The sequence below is a fragment of the Klugiella xanthotipulae genome (genome assembly GCF_006716695.1).
GTDB lineage: Bacteria > Actinomycetota > Actinomycetes > Actinomycetales > Microbacteriaceae > Klugiella > Klugiella xanthotipulae.
Genome location: NZ_VFPN01000001.1, coordinates 405,111 through 420,827 on the forward strand (window position 1 = coordinate 405,111; position 15,717 = coordinate 420,827).

The 15,717-nt window shown below is 67.1% G+C and carries 15 protein-coding genes; 6 read left to right on the plus strand and 9 right to left on the minus strand.

Annotated elements, in window-relative coordinates; genetic code table 11:
* Window positions 1-77 precede the first annotated feature (77 nt).
* Complete coding sequence (locus tag FB466_RS01775) at window positions 78-1,025, plus strand: ATP-binding cassette domain-containing protein (RefSeq protein WP_141915355.1); 948 nt, start codon at window positions 78-80, stop codon at window positions 1,023-1,025.
* The gene (locus tag FB466_RS01780) at window positions 1,022-1,765 is read left to right on the plus strand and encodes a hypothetical protein (RefSeq protein ID WP_141915356.1); all 744 of its coding nucleotides are present in this window, start codon (window positions 1,022-1,024) and stop codon (window positions 1,763-1,765) included. The genes FB466_RS01775 and FB466_RS01780 overlap by 4 nt, the downstream gene beginning before the upstream one ends.
* Here FB466_RS01780 and FB466_RS01785 read toward each other — a convergent pair.
* The 5 genes from FB466_RS01785 to FB466_RS01805 form a co-directional block, all read right to left on the minus strand.
* A complete protein-coding gene (locus tag FB466_RS01785) occupies window positions 1,740-2,336 on the minus strand; it encodes a GNAT family N-acetyltransferase (RefSeq protein WP_170205977.1) in 597 nt (198 codons plus the stop codon). The genes FB466_RS01780 and FB466_RS01785 overlap by 26 nt on opposite strands.
* 9 nt (window positions 2,337-2,345) lie before the next feature.
* On the minus strand, window positions 2,346-3,062 hold the full coding sequence (locus FB466_RS01790) for a uracil-DNA glycosylase (protein WP_141915358.1): 717 nt from the start codon (window positions 3,060-3,062) through the stop codon (window positions 2,346-2,348).
* A 5-nt stretch (window positions 3,063-3,067) separates the two neighbouring features.
* Entirely contained in the window at window positions 3,068-3,805 is a 738-nt protein-coding gene (locus FB466_RS01795; protein ID WP_141915360.1) for a Type 1 glutamine amidotransferase-like domain-containing protein, read from the minus strand.
* 218 nt (window positions 3,806-4,023) lie between these two features.
* Entirely contained in the window at window positions 4,024-4,929 is a 906-nt protein-coding gene (locus tag FB466_RS01800) for a DnaJ domain-containing protein (protein WP_141915362.1), read from the minus strand.
* A 13-nt stretch (window positions 4,930-4,942) separates the two neighbouring features.
* Window positions 4,943-5,719, minus strand: coding sequence for an SDR family oxidoreductase (locus FB466_RS01805; protein WP_246054542.1), 777 nt, complete (start codon window positions 5,717-5,719; stop codon window positions 4,943-4,945).
* A gap of 171 nt (window positions 5,720-5,890) precedes the next feature.
* Between FB466_RS01805 and FB466_RS01810 the strand changes: the two genes are divergently transcribed.
* From FB466_RS01810 to FB466_RS01825, 4 genes are all read left to right on the plus strand, one after another.
* Window positions 5,891-7,219, plus strand: a complete 1,329-nt coding sequence (locus tag FB466_RS01810; protein WP_141915363.1) for a bifunctional o-acetylhomoserine/o-acetylserine sulfhydrylase — start codon at window positions 5,891-5,893, stop codon at window positions 7,217-7,219.
* Window positions 7,220-7,326: 107 nt separating this feature from the next.
* Complete coding sequence (gene metX, locus FB466_RS01815) at window positions 7,327-8,592, plus strand: homoserine O-acetyltransferase MetX (protein ID WP_141915365.1); 1,266 nt, start codon at window positions 7,327-7,329, stop codon at window positions 8,590-8,592.
* 2 nt (window positions 8,593-8,594) lie between these two features.
* Window positions 8,595-10,010, plus strand: coding sequence for an MFS transporter (locus tag FB466_RS01820; RefSeq protein ID WP_425460894.1), 1,416 nt, complete (start codon window positions 8,595-8,597; stop codon window positions 10,008-10,010).
* Between the two features lie 176 nt (window positions 10,011-10,186).
* Window positions 10,187-10,834, plus strand: coding sequence for a hypothetical protein (locus FB466_RS01825; protein WP_141915366.1), 648 nt, complete (start codon window positions 10,187-10,189; stop codon window positions 10,832-10,834).
* Here the strand turns inward: FB466_RS01825 and FB466_RS01830 are convergent, their stop codons facing one another.
* The 4 genes from FB466_RS01830 to guaB1 form a co-directional block, all read right to left on the minus strand.
* Window positions 10,835-11,677 carry an ADP-dependent NAD(P)H-hydrate dehydratase gene (locus tag FB466_RS01830; RefSeq protein ID WP_246054496.1) on the minus strand — a complete coding sequence of 281 codons (843 nt, stop codon included), beginning with the start codon at window positions 11,675-11,677 and terminating at the stop codon, window positions 10,835-10,837.
* Entirely contained in the window at window positions 11,674-12,723 is a 1,050-nt protein-coding gene (locus FB466_RS01835) for a hemolysin family protein (RefSeq protein WP_141915368.1), read from the minus strand. Before FB466_RS01835 ends, FB466_RS01830 begins: the two co-directional genes overlap by 4 nt.
* Window positions 12,716-14,035, minus strand: coding sequence for a hemolysin family protein (locus FB466_RS01840; RefSeq protein ID WP_141915370.1), 1,320 nt, complete (start codon window positions 14,033-14,035; stop codon window positions 12,716-12,718). The genes FB466_RS01835 and FB466_RS01840 overlap by 8 nt, the downstream gene beginning before the upstream one ends.
* Window positions 14,036-14,209: 174 nt before the next feature.
* A complete protein-coding gene (guaB1, locus tag FB466_RS01845; RefSeq protein ID WP_141915371.1) occupies window positions 14,210-15,643 on the minus strand; it encodes a GMP reductase in 1,434 nt (477 codons plus the stop codon).
* Window positions 15,644-15,717 lie beyond the last annotated feature (74 nt).

A 15,717-nucleotide genomic window follows, 5' to 3' on the forward strand; every position in this document is an offset into this window, starting at 1 on the left:
CACCTGACCGGGAACAACCGGTTACGGTTATGGGGGAGCACCCGACCGGGGTACCCCCTGACGGCTAGGAGGCCTCCATGACCGGCTTCGAGGCCAGCACAGACTCGCTCGGCGTCACCCGCCGAGGGATCGTCGGCCTCACGGATGTCTCCCTCACGCTCGCCCCCGACCGCGTCCACGCCGTGCTCGGCCGCGCGGGCAGCGGAAAAAGCACGCTACTCACGGTGCTCGCCGGGCAGCGACGACCCACCGCGGGCAGCGTTGCGGTTGACGGCGAAGACCCGTTTGAGCATCCACAACTCACCCGCGGCATCCAACTCGCGCGCGGCACCGGAACACTGCTGCGCGAAGAAAGCCTCGCGGCGAGCATTCAACTCATGGCTCTGCTGCGACCCACCGCGGATGCCGCTCTGGCCCACCGCCTGTGCGCCGAGTTTTCGATTGACCCCCGCAAGAAACCCATGCGCCTCTCCCTCACGCAGCGGCGCACAGCCGCCGCACTGCTGGCGCTCGCGAGCCGAGCACCCCTCACCCTCTTCGACGAGGTGACCGCGGCCATGTCCGCACCCACCCGAATGGCGTTTTACGCGGCGCTGCGGGCCGAACAGGCCGAACATCCGCGCACCATCGTGCTGGCCGCCCGGGAATGGGACGAATCGACGGAGCTCGTCGAGCAGGTGACGGTGCTGCGGCAGAACCGCGTGGCGCTGAGTGCGCCCCTGACCACCTTCTCCGCACTGGCCACGGTCTTCTCCGGCACCCGCCTCGCCGTGACCGAGCTGGATGCCAGCACCCCCAGCTCGGCGGTGCTGGCCCGCACCTCTGCGGGCGGGCGAGCGAGCCTCACCGTCCTGGGGCCGGTGAGCGTCGAAACCGCCCTGCGGGCCGACACGCTCGGGCTCACCCGAGCACCGCTCGCCCCGGGTGACCTCCTCGGCCACCTGACCGACCGACGCACGGACCTCTCCCCCACCGCGGTGGCCGCCCCGGCGACACCATTCACCCCGAGGGAGGGCGACCGATGAGCGCCACTCCCCCAGCGACCCCGCACTCCCGGGCGGCCACCCGCGCCGTCACCCACCGTATCCTGCACAGCCTCACACCCGTTCTGACGGTGTTCTGGCTGCTCATGATCCTCGGGATGATCTGGATCAGCCTCAGCGTCGCCCCCGCCAACGGGGTGGCCACCTCCCTCGTGGCCTTCATCCGCGAACCCGGCTGGTGGCTCTCCGCCGCACTGGGGGTTACGGTGGCCCTCACCTCCCCCGCGCAATACGTCACGGTCGGCGCAACCCGGCTCCTCACCGCCCGGGCCCTCACCCGGGCCACCCACCTGATCGCCCTGGCCAACACCGCCGTTTTTGCCGTGCTCCTGGTTGTCGAGCGGCTGGTCGCGGGCGGACGCAACGTCGCCTCCGGCGGCCACCTCGTCGGATACCTGGGCGAGCCCGAGACCCTCGCCAGCGCCATTCTCAGCACCGGTGGCGCGTTCCTCGCCGCGGGGGCGAGCGGTACCCTGATCGGCACGATCCTGTACCGCTGGGCACCGCGATGGCAGTGTCTCGCGGTCATCCCCGCGCTGGCACCGGTCGGCGTCAGTATGCTGTGGCACGCGGGAAGCGGGTGGGCGGCGAGTGCCGCCTACGGCATCCTCACCGTGGGCCTGGTCGTGGTCGCCGCGCTCCTCACCCGCCGAATCCTGACCGGCAGTGCCCTCCGTGAGACGCGACCCCGACACACTACTCGGGGCGCCGCCACTTCTTGAGGCTCAGCTGCATCGTGATGATCCCCAACCAACGCTCAAACTTGTAGCCCACCTTGCCCATTCGTCCGGTCTCCTCAAATCCGAGGGCACGGTGAATCCTGAGCGAGCCCTCGGCCCCCCGGTCGGCGATCACGGCGATCATCTGTTTGAGGCCGGCATCCCGCGACCTCTCGATCAACTCCACCATGAGCACCCGACCCAGCCCCTTCCCGGTGGAGGCCGGGGCCAGGTAAACCGAATTTTCCACGGTAAACCGGTAGGCGGTCTTGTCTTTCCACGGCTGCACGAGCGCGTAGCCGTGCAATTGGCCGCTCGGAGCCTCCGCCACAATAAAGGGGAAGCCGAGACGTTCCAGCAGCGCAAACTTGGTCGTCCAGGCCGCGAGCGACATGGGCTCCTCATCAAAGGTGACCGTGCTGTTGGTCACGTAGTAGTTGTAGATCTCCCGCACGTGGGGCAGGTCTGCCGGGGTGGCCTCGCGCAGCACATAGCTAAACTCCCCCTCGGAATCGGGTGCCGACCGCAGGTGGCGGGGCAGCACGCGGGGCTTGTGGTATTCCTCTTCCAACATTCGATTATTCTATGACCCGGATGCGCCCCTGGCCGTGTCTGTTAACATCCATTTCACGGGCACACCGCCCCGGCTCTCGAGCGCGGCATTAGCCCGGCTGAACGGCTTCGACCCGAAGAATCCGCGCGAGGCCGACAGCGGCGACGGGTGGGCGCTCTCGATGTACGGGGTGTCACCCAGCAGGGGCTTCAGCGAGGCGGCGTCGCGGCCCCACAGGATCGCGACGAGCGGCTGGGGGCGCTGCACCAGCACGCGGATGGCGTGCTCGGTGACGGCCTCCCACCCTTTACCGCGGTGCGAGGCCGGGGCACCGGGGCGCACCGTGAGCACGCGGTTGAGGAGCATAACCCCCGACTCAGACCACTCGGTGAGATCGCCGTGCGAGACGGGCTCGTATCCGAGATCATCGCGCAGCTCGCGATAGATGTTGTTCAGGCTTCGTGGCACCGGGCGCACATCGCGGGTTACCGCAAACGACAGGCCCATCGGATGCCCGGGCGTGGGGTAAGGGTCCTGGCCCACGATCAGCACGCGCACCTCGCTGAGCGGGTAGCTGAAGGCTCGCAAGATGCTGTTGCCCTCGGGCAGATAATCGCGGCCCTCGGCGCGTTCGTGGCGCAGGAACTCGCCCATCAGGGCAATCTGCGCGGCAACCGGTTGCAGGGCCTCAGCCCAATCGGGGGCAATCAGGTGGGCATCGGCCATCTCGGTGAGGGTCATTGGCATGGCGGCTACTCCGTCGCGCCCAGGCTCGACACGAGCACACCGGCCTCACTCGCCCGCACCCGCCAGACGCTGCCCGAGCCGACCACGCGGAGGGCCCCCTGGCCAACCACGAGCGCGGTGTTCTCGTCAATCGCAATACCCTCGGTAATCAGACCGGCCTCGACCGCGGCGATCACCCGCGTGAGGGTGCCCCACTGCGCCGCGTGCACATCCACGGTGAGGTCGATCAGGCCCAGGCCCTCGACGATGCTGACCTCGGCACGGTTTTCACTCGCCGCCTCGGGGGCCACCGGCACCCCGCCAATCAACCAGCCGCCAACGAGAGCGCGTTCGGCCACAATCGCGGCTCCGGCAGAGAAGCCCAGGTAGGGCGCACCCCCGGAAACCAGGTCACGGATGACGGTGGCGCTGGCCCCGAGGGCCGCCGCGTAGGAGGGGGTATGCCCGCCGGCCACCAGGATGCCGTCGTTATGGGCGCAGAGTGACGCCTCCACAACCCCGCCCTCGGGGGCCGTGACGGGCACCACATCGGCGGCTCCGTGGGCGCTCAGCAACTCGGTAATCCCGGCCACGCGCTCCGCGGGGGTGCCGTAGGTGGAGTGCTCGTCGGCAACGACTACGACGGCAATCCGCGGGCGGGTGCGCCCCGCGGACGTGGCCAACCGCTGCGCCTCGCCCAGGAAACCGGCAATAACCGCGGGATTCTCGCCAGATTCGCCCTGGCCCGCCAGAAAAATACTCACCGGCTCAGCCTAGCGGCTACCCACGCACGAGTGAGTCTGGCGACCGCCGCCCCTACCCGCATAAAAATGGGGCATCCCCGCACGCTAGTAAACGGGAATGCCCCGGCCGGAGGTGCCGCGGTTACGCCGGTCCCCCGCACGCGGCAGCTGAATTCGAGGAGAACCGAGGGACAATTCCCACAATATACCGAAATGGTTCTTTAATAAAACCGAGTCCGCTACAGCGTCCGCAGCCCCGCCAGAAGCCGCGTGCGTAGATCGTATACCCGCCCGATACTCACCCGCTCGGCACCGTGGACACCGTCGCGCAGCACGCGCGGCAGCAGCGAACGCCGCACCACAATCGCACCCGCCCGCGGGCCGTGGGTTATCATCACGATGGGTTCGGCGAGCGCCGCATCCGGCACCACGAGCACGGGGGCGGTAAAACGCACGCCCAGCGAGCGACCCAGCAGCCCGCATTGGCGGGCTAGGTCGGCGAGCGGATGCTCGTCTACCGAGATCCCCTCCCCCGCCACGTCCCCACGCACCACGCTCACACCGCGCCCCCAATCCGCCGAGCGCAGGCCGTAGAGCCCAGAGGGCCCCAGCACCACATGATTGAGCGGCTCGGCACCGGTCACGGCGACCTCGTGCCAGGCGATGTAGCCCATGCCCAGGTGCAGGACCAGCTGCTCCGTTTCCTCCTGGGCGAGAGCCATCGCCAGCACGGCGCGCAGCTCGGGTGGGGCCGAGCGCACCACGGCGGGGTCAAGGGGGTTACGCCCGGCCGCACCGCCCCAGTCCGCCACGAGCCGCGCGTACTCGTCGCGGGCCAGTCCGCCAGCAACGCCAAACGAGCGGGCCCGCAGGGCCGAGCCGCCGCCCGGGGCGCGCCGGGCACAACCGGCGGCATCTCCCGAGCCGGGGAGGGTGTAGCCGCGGTCGTAGGCGGCGCGCGCCTCCTCGTCTCCCACCCGTTCCCACGCGGATTGAACCGCGAGGAACTGCGCCGGGTCGCCGCCGGTATCGGGGTGGGTGAGGCGCAGCATCCGGCGATACGCCACGCGCAAGTCGCTCGGAGAAACGGAGGCGGGCACGCCCAAGACCTCGTAGGGGGTGGGGGCGGCGATGCTGTCCGTCATGGGAGTAGCGACGCTAGCGGGGGGTCAGCTCGCCGCGATGCACCTGGTAGATGCTCGACTGGGCGACCGGCTTCACGATAATAACGTCGGTGCTCACGTGGGCGGGCAGCTCCACGGCGTGCACGATAGCCTCGGCAATATCGGCGGCCACCAGCGGGGCGGGCACATTGTCGTACACGGCCTCGGCCCGGGCCGCGTCGCCGCCAAAGCGATTGAGCGAGAACTCGGGGGTGTGCACCATTCCGGGGGCAACCTCCAACACCCGGATCGGTTCGCCGCCCAGCTCCAAACGCAGCACGCCGGTGAGGGCGCGGGCCGCAAACTTGGTGGCGTTGTACCCGCCCCCGCCCTGGTAGGGGAAGTAGGCGGCGGTTGAGGTCACGTTGAGAATGTCGGCGCTGCCGTGCTCCCTGGCCCCGTCGCGCAGCACGGGCAGCAGCGCGGAAATTACGTTGCGCACGGCGATCACGTTGATCTCGAACATCCGGCGCCAATCGTCCGCCGAGCCCTCCTCGATGCGGTCGGCCCCAATCGCACCACCGGCATTGTTAATGAGTGCCGTGGCCCCGCCGAGGGCGATGATGCCCTCGGTCATTCGCCGGATGTCCTCCTCTCGCGTCAGGTCAGCCACGATCACGTGGGCACCGGTCTCCGCCGCGAGCCGAGCCAGGCGGTCGGCGCGGCGGGCAACGCCGATCACGGACCAGCCCCGCTCGCGGAACAGCCGCACCGTTGCCTCCCCGATGCCCGAACTTGCCCCGGTCACTACCACCTGCCGTGCTGTCACAATGCGCCTTCCGCTCGCCGATTCCTGTTCCACTATCTTGCCGTACGCATCCCGGAGATTCCGCGCACTCGGCTGCGTTACCCCGTGTGTCACGCCGTATTGCCCCACCCCCAGCCAGCCAATAAGCTCAGACGCGGCTTAACATATCCGTGAAGCATCACAAGGAGCACTAAAATGACCGATTCGTCCTCGTGGCAGTTTGAAACCAAGCAGGTTCACTCGGGCGCACAGCCCGACCCCACCACCGGCGCTCGCGCAACTCCCATCTACCAGACCACCTCGTACGTGTTCAAGAACTCGGACCACGCCAAGAACCTCTTTGCCCTGGCCGAGTTTGGGAATATCTACACCCGAATCCAGAACCCCACCCAGGATGTTGTTGAGCAGCGGGTCGCCGCGCTGGAGGGGGGCACGGGTGCCCTGCTCGTGGCCTCCGGCCAGGCCGCCGAAACCTACGCGGTACTCAACATTGCCCAGGCCGGCGACCACATTGTGTCGTCAAGCTCCATCTACGGCGGCACCTACAACCTTTTTAAGTACACGCTGGCCCGTCTTGGCATCGAGACCACGTTTGTGGAGAACCAGGACGACGCTGAGGAGTGGCGCCGCGCGGTGCGGCCCAACACCAAGCTGTTCTTCGCCGAGACAATCGGCAACCCCAAAATCAACATCCTCGACATCGAGAAGGTTGCGGGTGTCGCGCACGAGAACAACCTGCCGCTGATCGTGGACAACACGATCGCCACCCCGTACCTGATCCGCCCGTTTGAGTTTGGCGCGGATATTGTGGTGCACTCGGCCACCAAGTTCCTGGGCGGACACGGCACCACCATTGGCGGCGTGATCGTGGACGGCGGCACATTTGCCTGGTCGAAGAACGTCGAGAAATTTCCCGGTCTCACCGAGCCCGACCCGTCCTACCACGGTGTCAGCTACACGGGCGCGCTGGGCGACAGCATCGCGTACATCATCAAGGCCCGCGTGCAATTGCTACGCGACCTCGGCGCGGCCATCGCCCCGGCGAGCGCCTGGCAGCTCATTCAGGGTATTGAGACCCTCTCGCTGCGGGTGGAGCGGCACGTGCTCAATACGCAGGAGATTGCCGAGTGGCTGGATAGCCATCCGGATGTCGCGAGCGTCAACTACTCCGGCCTCCCGTCGAGCCCGTGGTACGCCGCGGCCAACAAGTACGCCCCGAAGGGTGTGGGGGCCGTCCTGAGCTTCGAACTCAAGGGAGGTGTCGATGCCGGTCGCGCGCTCGTGGACAACCTGGAGCTGTTCAGCCACCTGGCTAACATCGGTGATGTGCGCAGCCTCGTCATCCACCCGGCCTCGACCACGCACTCGCAGCTCACCCCCGAGCAGCAGCTCACAACCGGGGTCACCCCCGGCCTGGTGCGGCTCTCGGTGGGCATCGAAAACATCGACGATCTGAAGGCCGACCTGGACCGGGGTTTTGCCGCGGCCCGCTCGGTAGTTGCCGCGGCCCGCGCCGCCAACTAGGGATCGCCGCGTGAGGCCCCGCTCACCCGAGCGGGGCCTCACGCGTGTCTGGCCCGCGCCGCCGTAACAAACGGTGCTCTCCCGGCCCACTTTGACACAATGGGGGAATGGATTGGCAAACACACGAGGATTCGGCCCCATCTCACTTCATCACGGACGCCCAGATCCGCTCCCTCATCGGTAAACCGGCCCCCTCGGGTGCCTGGCGGGACGGTGACCCGGTTGGCCAGCGGTCGTTCGTCGATATTGGCGAGATCGTCACGGAAAACGGCGAGAGCATCCCGCACGCCCGCATCGCGTACGAAACCTTTGGCACCCTCAACGCCGAGGGCAGCAACGCCATCCTGGTGCTGCACGCGCTCACGGGCGACAGCCATCTGAGCGGGCAGGCCGGACCCGGCCACCACACCGACGGCTGGTGGCAGGAGGTTGTGGGGGCAGGCTCAGCGCTCAACACCGACGAGTGGTGCGTGATCGCGCCCAATATGCTGGGCGGCTGTCAGGGCAGCACCGGCCCCGCCTCGCTGCACCCCGACGGCACCGAGTGGGCCGGTCGTTTCCCGTACCTGACGGTGCGCGACCAGGTTGCGGCGCAGGTGGCGTTTATGCGGGCTCTGGGCATCCGCCGCTGGGCGGCCGTCATCGGCGGCTCAATGGGTGGAATGCACGCGCTCGAATGGGGTGTGCAGCACGGCGATCTGCTCGACCGGTTGGCCGTGATCGCCTCGCCCCCCGTAACGACCGCCGACCAGATCGGCGTTAACCTGGTGCAGTTGGAGGCGATCCGTAGCGACCCGGCCTTCCACGGCGGCAACTACTACGATGCGGGCGACGGCAACGGCCCGCACCACGGCCTCGCGCTCGCACGACGGATGGCACTGCTCAACTACCGCAGCCACACCGAGTTGAACGAACGCTTCGGCCGGTCGTGGCAGAGCTCACTCAGCCCGCTGGGCGGCGGCGGGCGCTTCGCGGTCGAGTCATACCTCGACTTCCACGGCAACAAATTCACCCGGCGTTTTGACGCCAATAGCTACGTCACCCTGGTGCAGGCGATGAACTCGCACGATATCGGCCGCGGACGGGGCGGGGCAGCGGATGCTCTCTCGGCGATCGCCGCGCCCACTCTCGTCATCGGAATCCCCAGTGACCGGTTATTCCCGTTCGAGGGGCAGGAGATCATCGCCCGCCATGTGCCCGGTAACATCGACGGCAACGTACCCGCCGTGATCCACTCGAAGTTTGGTCACGACGGCTTCCTGATTGAGTCGGATGCCGTAGGGGCACAGTTGCGCCGGCTGCTCGCCATACCGGCGCTCCTCCGTGCGGGGGCACCGGGGGGCCCTGATATCCGGCAGAATAGGGCAGTGTGATCCTGCCCTCCCCATCGGCCCCTGGTGCCCCGCTGCCCACGCGCACCGAACGTCTGGATGCGCTGCCACTCACCCGCCAACACCGCCGTCTCCTCCTCGGCTCGGGTGCGGGCTGGGCCCTCGACGCGATGGATGTTGGGCTCATCTCCTACGTCGTGGCGGCACTCACCGTGCAGTGGAGCCTCTCGCCAGCCGAGGCCTCCTGGATCGTCTCCGCCGGGTTCATCGGGATGGCTATCGGAGCCGGAGTGGGCGGGTTACTCGCCGACCGGGTGGGCCGCCGCACCGTATTTGCACTCACCCTCCTGCTCTTCGGCGTGGCCACGGGCTTCGCCGCGCTCGCCTGGTCGGTCGCCTCGCTCGTGGCGCTCCGCGTGTTCATCGGGTTGGGCCTCGGAGCCGAACTGCCGGTGGCCTCAACCCTGGTCAGCGAGTTTGCGCCACCGCGCATCCGGGGCCGCATCATCGTGATCCTGGAGGCCTTCTGGGCCGTGGGCTGGAGTCTCGCGGCCGTGATCGGCTATCTGATCGTGCCCGCCTCGGACAGCGGCTGGCGCTACGCCCTGCTGATCGGCGCTCTACCCGCGATCTTCGCCGCCGTGGTGCGGTTCCGGCTGCCCGAATCAGTGCGCTTCCTGGAGTCGCGCGGCCGGTTTGCCGAGGCCGAGGCCACCGTGCGCTCGTTCGAGCGGTCAGCAGCGCGCGGCGCGCAGACGCAGGAGGCCGCCGCTGCGAGCACTGCCGACCCTATCGGCACAGTGGGTGCATCCGGTGGCCTCACCTCCGCGGCGGCACGCCCCCTGCCCACCCGCACCGCAGCCCAGCGCATCACCGCCCTCTGGGCCCGCCCGCACCGCCGCACGACGAGTGCCCTCTGGCTTGTCTGGTTCTGCATCAACTTCGCCTACTACGGCGCGTTCATTTGGATCCCCTCCCTCCTCGTCGCCGCCGGTTTCGACCTGGTGCGCTCATTCGGCTATACCCTCGTCATCACACTCGCACAGTTGCCGGGCTACGCCGTCTCCGCCTGGCTGATCGAGGCGTGGGGCCGCCGACCCACCCTCGCGGCATTCCTCGCGGGCTCCGCCGTCTCCGCCGCCCTCTTCGGTACCGCGACCGATCCCGGCCTCATCATCACCTACGGGATGCTGCTCAGCTTCTTTAATCTGGGAGCCTGGGGTGCCCTCTACGCCGTCACCCCCGAGCTCTACCCCACCGACCTCCGGGCAACCGGCGCTGGTGGAGCGGCCGGTTTCGGCAGGGTGGCCTCCATCGTGGCCCCGCTGCTCGTCCCGCTGCTGCGGGAGTGGGGCGGAACAACCCTCCTTTTCACCATTTTTGCGGCGTTTTTTGCCGCCGCGATGCTCGGCTCTCTGGCTCTCGCCGAACGGAGAGGGATGGCACTTGAACACGAGTAAAACTCCAGGTACCTCACACCTGCTTCCCACCTGACGGAGCTACGCTGAGGACAAGAATTTACGCTCGGTGCGCCCCGCGCCTGTGACACCATCCTTCCATTAGCCGTCACACCACCATCCACCACCGCGCTACACCCACGCTATTTGAGCGCACTACGCCTGTGAAAGGAGCCAGAATGTCACCACGATTGCGCCTCGCGCTGGTTTCCAGCATCATCGCGGCTGGCCTGGTTCTTCTCGGATTCGGCTCGGCCGTTCTGGTCCTCTCGTCCTCGCAGGCGGGGAGCGATGCCGCGGTCAGCGATGCAAGCAAAATCCCGCCGATCATCGCCGACAGCCACAATATGCTCACCGCCCCGGTACCCGTGCGCTACGAGGCCACGGGTACGGCCACCAGCACGTACGGCACCGACACGGCCAACAATCATGCGGTTGAGGGCACCACCACCGGAAATATAGAGCTCACGGATAATGTGCTCACGCAGGCCTCCATCGAGATCAGCGCGGCCGGGTATCCCACTATCTCCTTCACGCTCACCGAGTCCTGTTTTCTGGGCCGCGACGCAGCGACGGGTGATACCAACGCAATCGCCTACGGCCTGGTCACCGTTGACGGGGTGGAGCGCCCAACCGATCTCTCGCTCAACGCCAGCTTCGGTGAAGATACGGGCACCGTTACGGGCACGATCACGGTTCCCAACGATCTCCTCAGCGCCGCCCAGCAATCCGCAGGGTTCTCCGTGCAGAGCACAGATGTGGTGTCCGGCACCGTCGATTTCAGCCTCAACGCCGAGCGACTGGCCGATACATCAGACGCCGACTGACTAGTCTGCGGCCAGCTCGGCAACCGCCCGGCCAATCATCCCCGCAATATCCAGGGCCGCAATGGGCCCGCCCGCGCTCGCCAACTCGGCCGCCCGCGAGTGGATGACCACGGAGGTCGCCGCGACCGAGGCGAGAGTGCGCGGGTCGCCCACGATCACCTCGGCGTTGGTGGCACACAGCGCGCCCAGGATACCCGCAAGCACGTCTCCCGTCCCGGCCGTGGCGAGCCAGCCGGTCGCCCGCGGCAGCACGCGCAACTGCCCCTCGGCATCCGACACAACCGTTTGATGTCCCTTCAACAGCACCGTGCTCTGTAGCTCGCGCGCTGCCCGCGCCGCCCAGGAGCAGGGGTCGGCAGAGATCTCCTCCTCCGTGACCGGCACCCCACGCGACGAGAGCAACCGCGCCAGCTCACGGGCGTGCGGGGTAATCACAGCCGGACCGGAGGTCTCCCCGGTGAGGTCAAGCGCACCGGCATCGAGCACACACGGTACGCCCGAGTAGGCGGCGGCCACGAGGGTCTCGCGCTGCTGGGCCGTGCGGGTGCGGGCATCCATTCCCGAGCCGAGCAACCAGGCCTGGACCCGCCCGGCCACCGTCACCACTTCCGGCCGTCGGTGCAGCACCAGGTCGCAGACGCGGCCGGGACCCGTGTAGCGCAGCATCCCCACCCCCGTTCGAATGGCAGCCTCGACACCCAGGACCGCGGCACCCGGGTAGTCGTGCGACCCCGTCACCACGCCCAGGACACCGCGTGTGTACTTGTCATCGCTGGGGCCGGGCTCGCGCACCCAGCGACGCGCATCGGCGCGCGTAAACTCAAGAATCATCGGGTCGTTCATATGAACCTCCCTCGTCTCGTGGCATCGTGGACCTCGCCCACCAGTTCCTCCACGATATCTTCGAGGAAGAGCACACCCGTGGTCTCCCCCCGTGTATCAAAGGAGCGGGCCAGGTGGGCACCCGTGCGCTGGAGGCGGGCCAGAGCGTCCTCCAGGTCGGTATCCTCAAACAGCGACACCACCCGGCGCACCCGCTTGGTGGGGATCGGGTCGTGCAACTCGTCTTCATCGAGATCAATCACATCTTTCAGGTGCACGTAGCCCACGGGCTCGCCCGCGTTATCCACCAGCACGTAGCGCGAGAAACCGTGCTTGGTCACGGCCGCCTCCACATCGGCGGGGGATGCCGTGGCCTCGGGCAGCGTCACGAGAGTGTCCATGGGGATGGCCGTGTCACGAACCGTCTTCTCGGTGAACTCAAACGCCGCGGTCAGCGCACCCGTCGAATCTTTGAGCACCCCCTCCCGGGTGGACTGGTTCACGATGGTCGCCACCTCGTCGAGGGTAAACGTGCTCGCGGCCTCATCCTTCGGCTCGATCCGAAACAGGCGAAGGATACCGTTGGCCGTCGCGTTCAAGAACACGATCACCGGCCTCAACATGTTGGCACAGAACACCAGCGGCGGGGCCAGCAGAAGCACGGCCCTATCCGGCAGGGAAAATGACATATTCTTGGGGATCATCTCGCCAAAGACCACGTGCAGGTAGGACACCGAGAGCAGCGTAATCACAAAGGCAATCGCGCTCACGACCTCGACTGACCAGCCCGTCAGGCCGAGCGGTACCGACAGCAGGTGGTGGATGGCCGGCTCCGAGACATTCAGGATCAGCAACGAACAGACCGTAATGCCCAGCTGGCTGGTGGCCAGCATCAGGGTGGCGTGTTCCATCGCGTAAAGGGCCGTCTTGGCACTGCGCTTACCCCCCTCGGCGAGTGGCTCGATCTGCGAGCGCCGAGCCGAAATCACGGCGAACTCAGCCCCCACAAAGAAGGCGTTGGCGAGCAGTAACACGCACAGCCAGGCTATTCCGGCCCAATCACTCATCGTCGCCCTCCTTCTCGGCCACAACCACCGGGGTGAACCGGAGCCGGTCAATGCGCCGACCGTCCAGCCGCTCCACGCGCAGTTCGCCACCGGGCAGCCCCACGACGTCGCCGATGACGGGCAGGTGGCCAAGTTCACTCATCACGTATCCCGCGACGGTCTCGTAGGGGCCGTCCTCGGGCACCGTGACACCGGTGCGGTCAAGCAATTCGTCGGGCCGCAGGGCCCCCGGGAAGGTAAAGGAGTTGAGCCCCTGCACCACATCGGCCCGCGCGCGATCATGTTCGTCGGCAACCTCGCCAATCAGCTCCTCCACGAGGTCTTCGAGGGTGGCTACCCCGGCGGTTCCGCCGTACTCGTCCACGACGACGGCCATCTGGAAGCCGCGTCCGCGCAGTTCTTCGAGAAGCACGTCGAGCTTCATCGTCTCGGGAACACGCAGCGCCTCCTCCTGGAGGGCACCGACCGGTACCTCGCCTCGCTTTTCGCGGGGCAGCGAGATGGCCTGCTTCACGTGCACAATGCCCACAACATCATCCTGGTCGGCATCGATCACGGGAAAGCGGGAGAACCCGGTTGCCCTCGCCGCATCCAGGATGGCCTCGGCAGGGTCCTCCCGGTGCACCACAACCAGCCGCATCCGGGGCGTCATCACATCGGATGCCGTGTGCTCGCTAAATCGCAGGGTGCGGCTGAGCAGGGTGGCCGTGTCAACCTCCAGCATCCCCGCGAGGGCGGAGCGCCGCACGAGGGAGGACAGTTCCTCGGCAGAACGCGCACCGGAAAGCTCTTCTTTGGGCTCGATTCCCACGAGTCGCAGTACCCCGTTGGCACTGTTGTTCAGCAGGGAGACGGCCGGTCGAAACACGGTCGTGAAGAGCACCTGGAATGGCACCACCACCCGGGCCGTACCGATGGGTTTAGCGAGGGCCAGGTTCTTGGGCACCAGCTCGCCGATGATCATCGAGAGCAGAGTGGCCAGCACGATCGCGATCGTGGCAGAGACCGGCCGGAGTGCGGCATCCGGGAGGCCGATGGCCGACAGCGGTCCGGCCAGAATGCGACTCAGCGCAGGCTCCACCGTGTACCCGGTGAGCAGGGTGGTCAGCGTGATCCCCAGCTGGGCACTCGACAGGTGGGTTGAGGTGATTTTGAGGGCCGAGATCGTGGTGCCGAGACCCTTTTCGCCGCGATCCTGGCGGGCTTCCAGCTCGGCACGGTCCAGGTTAACGAGGGCAAACTCGGAGGCCACAAAAAAGCCCGTGCCCACGGTCAGGAGAACTCCGACCCCAATCAGAAGAATGTCGATCATCACCGGTCGCACCACCCGTCACCGCGCGCGCGTAAGGGGGCAACCGGTCTATGAGAGGGAGGGTCATCCATAATTCCTCCGATTATAGTCGCCTCTCTCTGGGGCGCTACCGAAAATTAGCGGGGCACCGCTGCCGCGGCACGCCATAACTGCCCCGCCCGTGGCCCGACCTCACTACCAGCTGGCCGGCAACGGTTTGCCCTCCTCATAACCCGCGGCCGATTGGATACCCACGCGCGCCCGCTCGTGAAACTCTGCCAGCGTAGCCGCACCCGCATAGGTGAACGAACTGCGCACACCCGCCGTAATCATGTCGAGCAGGTCCTCCACCGAGGGCCGCGTGGGGTCCAGGTAGATGGTGCTCGCGCTAATACCCTCGGCAAAGAGTGTCTTGCGGGCCAGTTCAAAAGGATCAAGGCGACCGAAGCGACCCTCGACGGCCTTGGTCGAGGCCATCCCCCAACTCTCCTTATAGTGCAGGCCCTCGTCGTCAGTCAGAATACGCCCCGGCGCTTCAATCGTGCCCGCGAACCACGAGCCGATCATCACGCTTGCAGCCCCTGCCGCGAGCGCGAGCGCCACGTCGCGCGGGTACCGCACACCACCGTCGGCCCACACATGCGCGCCGCGCTGGCGAGCCCGGTCTGCCGTTTCGAGTACGGCCGAGAACTGCGGACGGCCCACGGCCGTCATCATCCGCGTCGTGCACATTGCCCCGGGGCCAACACCCACCTTGAGGATGTCCGCACCGGCCGCCACCAGATCGTCAACAGCATCCGCGGTCACCACATTACCGGCCACGAGCGGGATGCCCAGGTCGAGCCCACGCACGCGCTCAATCGCGCGAATCATGGCGTCCTGGTGCCCGTGCGCCGTGTCGATCACCAGCACATCTACCCCGGCCTCGGCGAGCGCACGGGCCTTCCCCTCAATGTCGCCGTTGATTCCCACCGCGGCGGCAACGGCCAGGCGACCCTCAGCATCCACGTGGGGCGTGTAGATGGTGCTGCGCAGAGCGGATTTACGCGAAACCGTACCCACGATGCGACCGTGGTCAAGGACCGGGGCGAAATGCGCATCGGCGGCAACCAGGGCGTCAAACGCGCTGCGGCCGTCACGGATATCCTCGGTCGCGAGCGCCACCCACTGCCCGCGCAGCAGGTCGCTGAGGGGAGCGCCCGGCTGGGCCCCCACGAGCGCCTCGGCCGGCACGATGCCGCGGTACTCGTCATCCTGGATCACGATACCGTGCTCAACGCTCGGTGGTAATAGTTCGCGGGCCTCTGCGACCGAGGCGGTCGGCAGCAGCGTAATGGCGGTGTCGTAGCGGGTGGGCTGGGCTTTTACCCAGCGGATGGCGTCGGCCAATTCCTGTAGCGGCATATCCTGCGGGATAACGCCCAATCCGCCCCGGCGGGCGAGCGTCGCGGCCAGTCGCGGACCCGTCACCGAGTTCATATTGGCTGATACAACGGGCAGGGTTGCCGCCGTACCATCGGTGGGATTCAGCGCCACCGACAGACGGCTCGTCACCCCGGATCGACGCGGTACAAGAAACACATCCGAGTAGGTCAGATCGTGCTGCGGGCCCTCATCAATAAACTCCATAACGAAAAGGCTACCTCCCCCACATATGGAACGGACGTCCAGATTTTTCGCACTAGGCTAGTGACACCGTATTT

Coding starts and splice junctions, on each gene's coding strand:
- FB466_RS01775 (WP_141915355.1), top strand. CDS start 78: ATGACCGGCTTCGAGGCCAGCACAGACTCGCTCGGCGTCACCCGCCGA.
- FB466_RS01780 (WP_141915356.1), top strand. CDS start 1,022: ATGAGCGCCACTCCCCCAGCGACCCCGCACTCCCGGGCGGCCACCCGC.
- FB466_RS01785 (WP_170205977.1), bottom strand. CDS start 2,336: ATGTTGGAAGAGGAATACCACAAGCCCCGCGTGCTGCCCCGCCACCTG.
- FB466_RS01790 (WP_141915358.1), bottom strand. CDS start 3,062: ATGCCAATGACCCTCACCGAGATGGCCGATGCCCACCTGATTGCCCCC.
- FB466_RS01800 (WP_141915362.1), bottom strand. CDS start 4,929: ATGACGGACAGCATCGCCGCCCCCACCCCCTACGAGGTCTTGGGCGTG.
- FB466_RS01810 (WP_141915363.1), top strand. CDS start 5,891: ATGACCGATTCGTCCTCGTGGCAGTTTGAAACCAAGCAGGTTCACTCG.
- metX (WP_141915365.1), top strand. CDS start 7,327: ATGGATTGGCAAACACACGAGGATTCGGCCCCATCTCACTTCATCACG.
- FB466_RS01825 (WP_141915366.1), top strand. CDS start 10,187: ATGTCACCACGATTGCGCCTCGCGCTGGTTTCCAGCATCATCGCGGCT.
- FB466_RS01830 (WP_246054496.1), bottom strand. CDS start 11,677: ATGAACGACCCGATGATTCTTGAGTTTACGCGCGCCGATGCGCGTCGC.
- FB466_RS01835 (WP_141915368.1), bottom strand. CDS start 12,723: ATGAGTGATTGGGCCGGAATAGCCTGGCTGTGCGTGTTACTGCTCGCC.
- FB466_RS01840 (WP_141915370.1), bottom strand. CDS start 14,035: ATGATCGACATTCTTCTGATTGGGGTCGGAGTTCTCCTGACCGTGGGC.
- guaB1 (WP_141915371.1), bottom strand. CDS start 15,643: ATGGAGTTTATTGATGAGGGCCCGCAGCACGATCTGACCTACTCGGAT.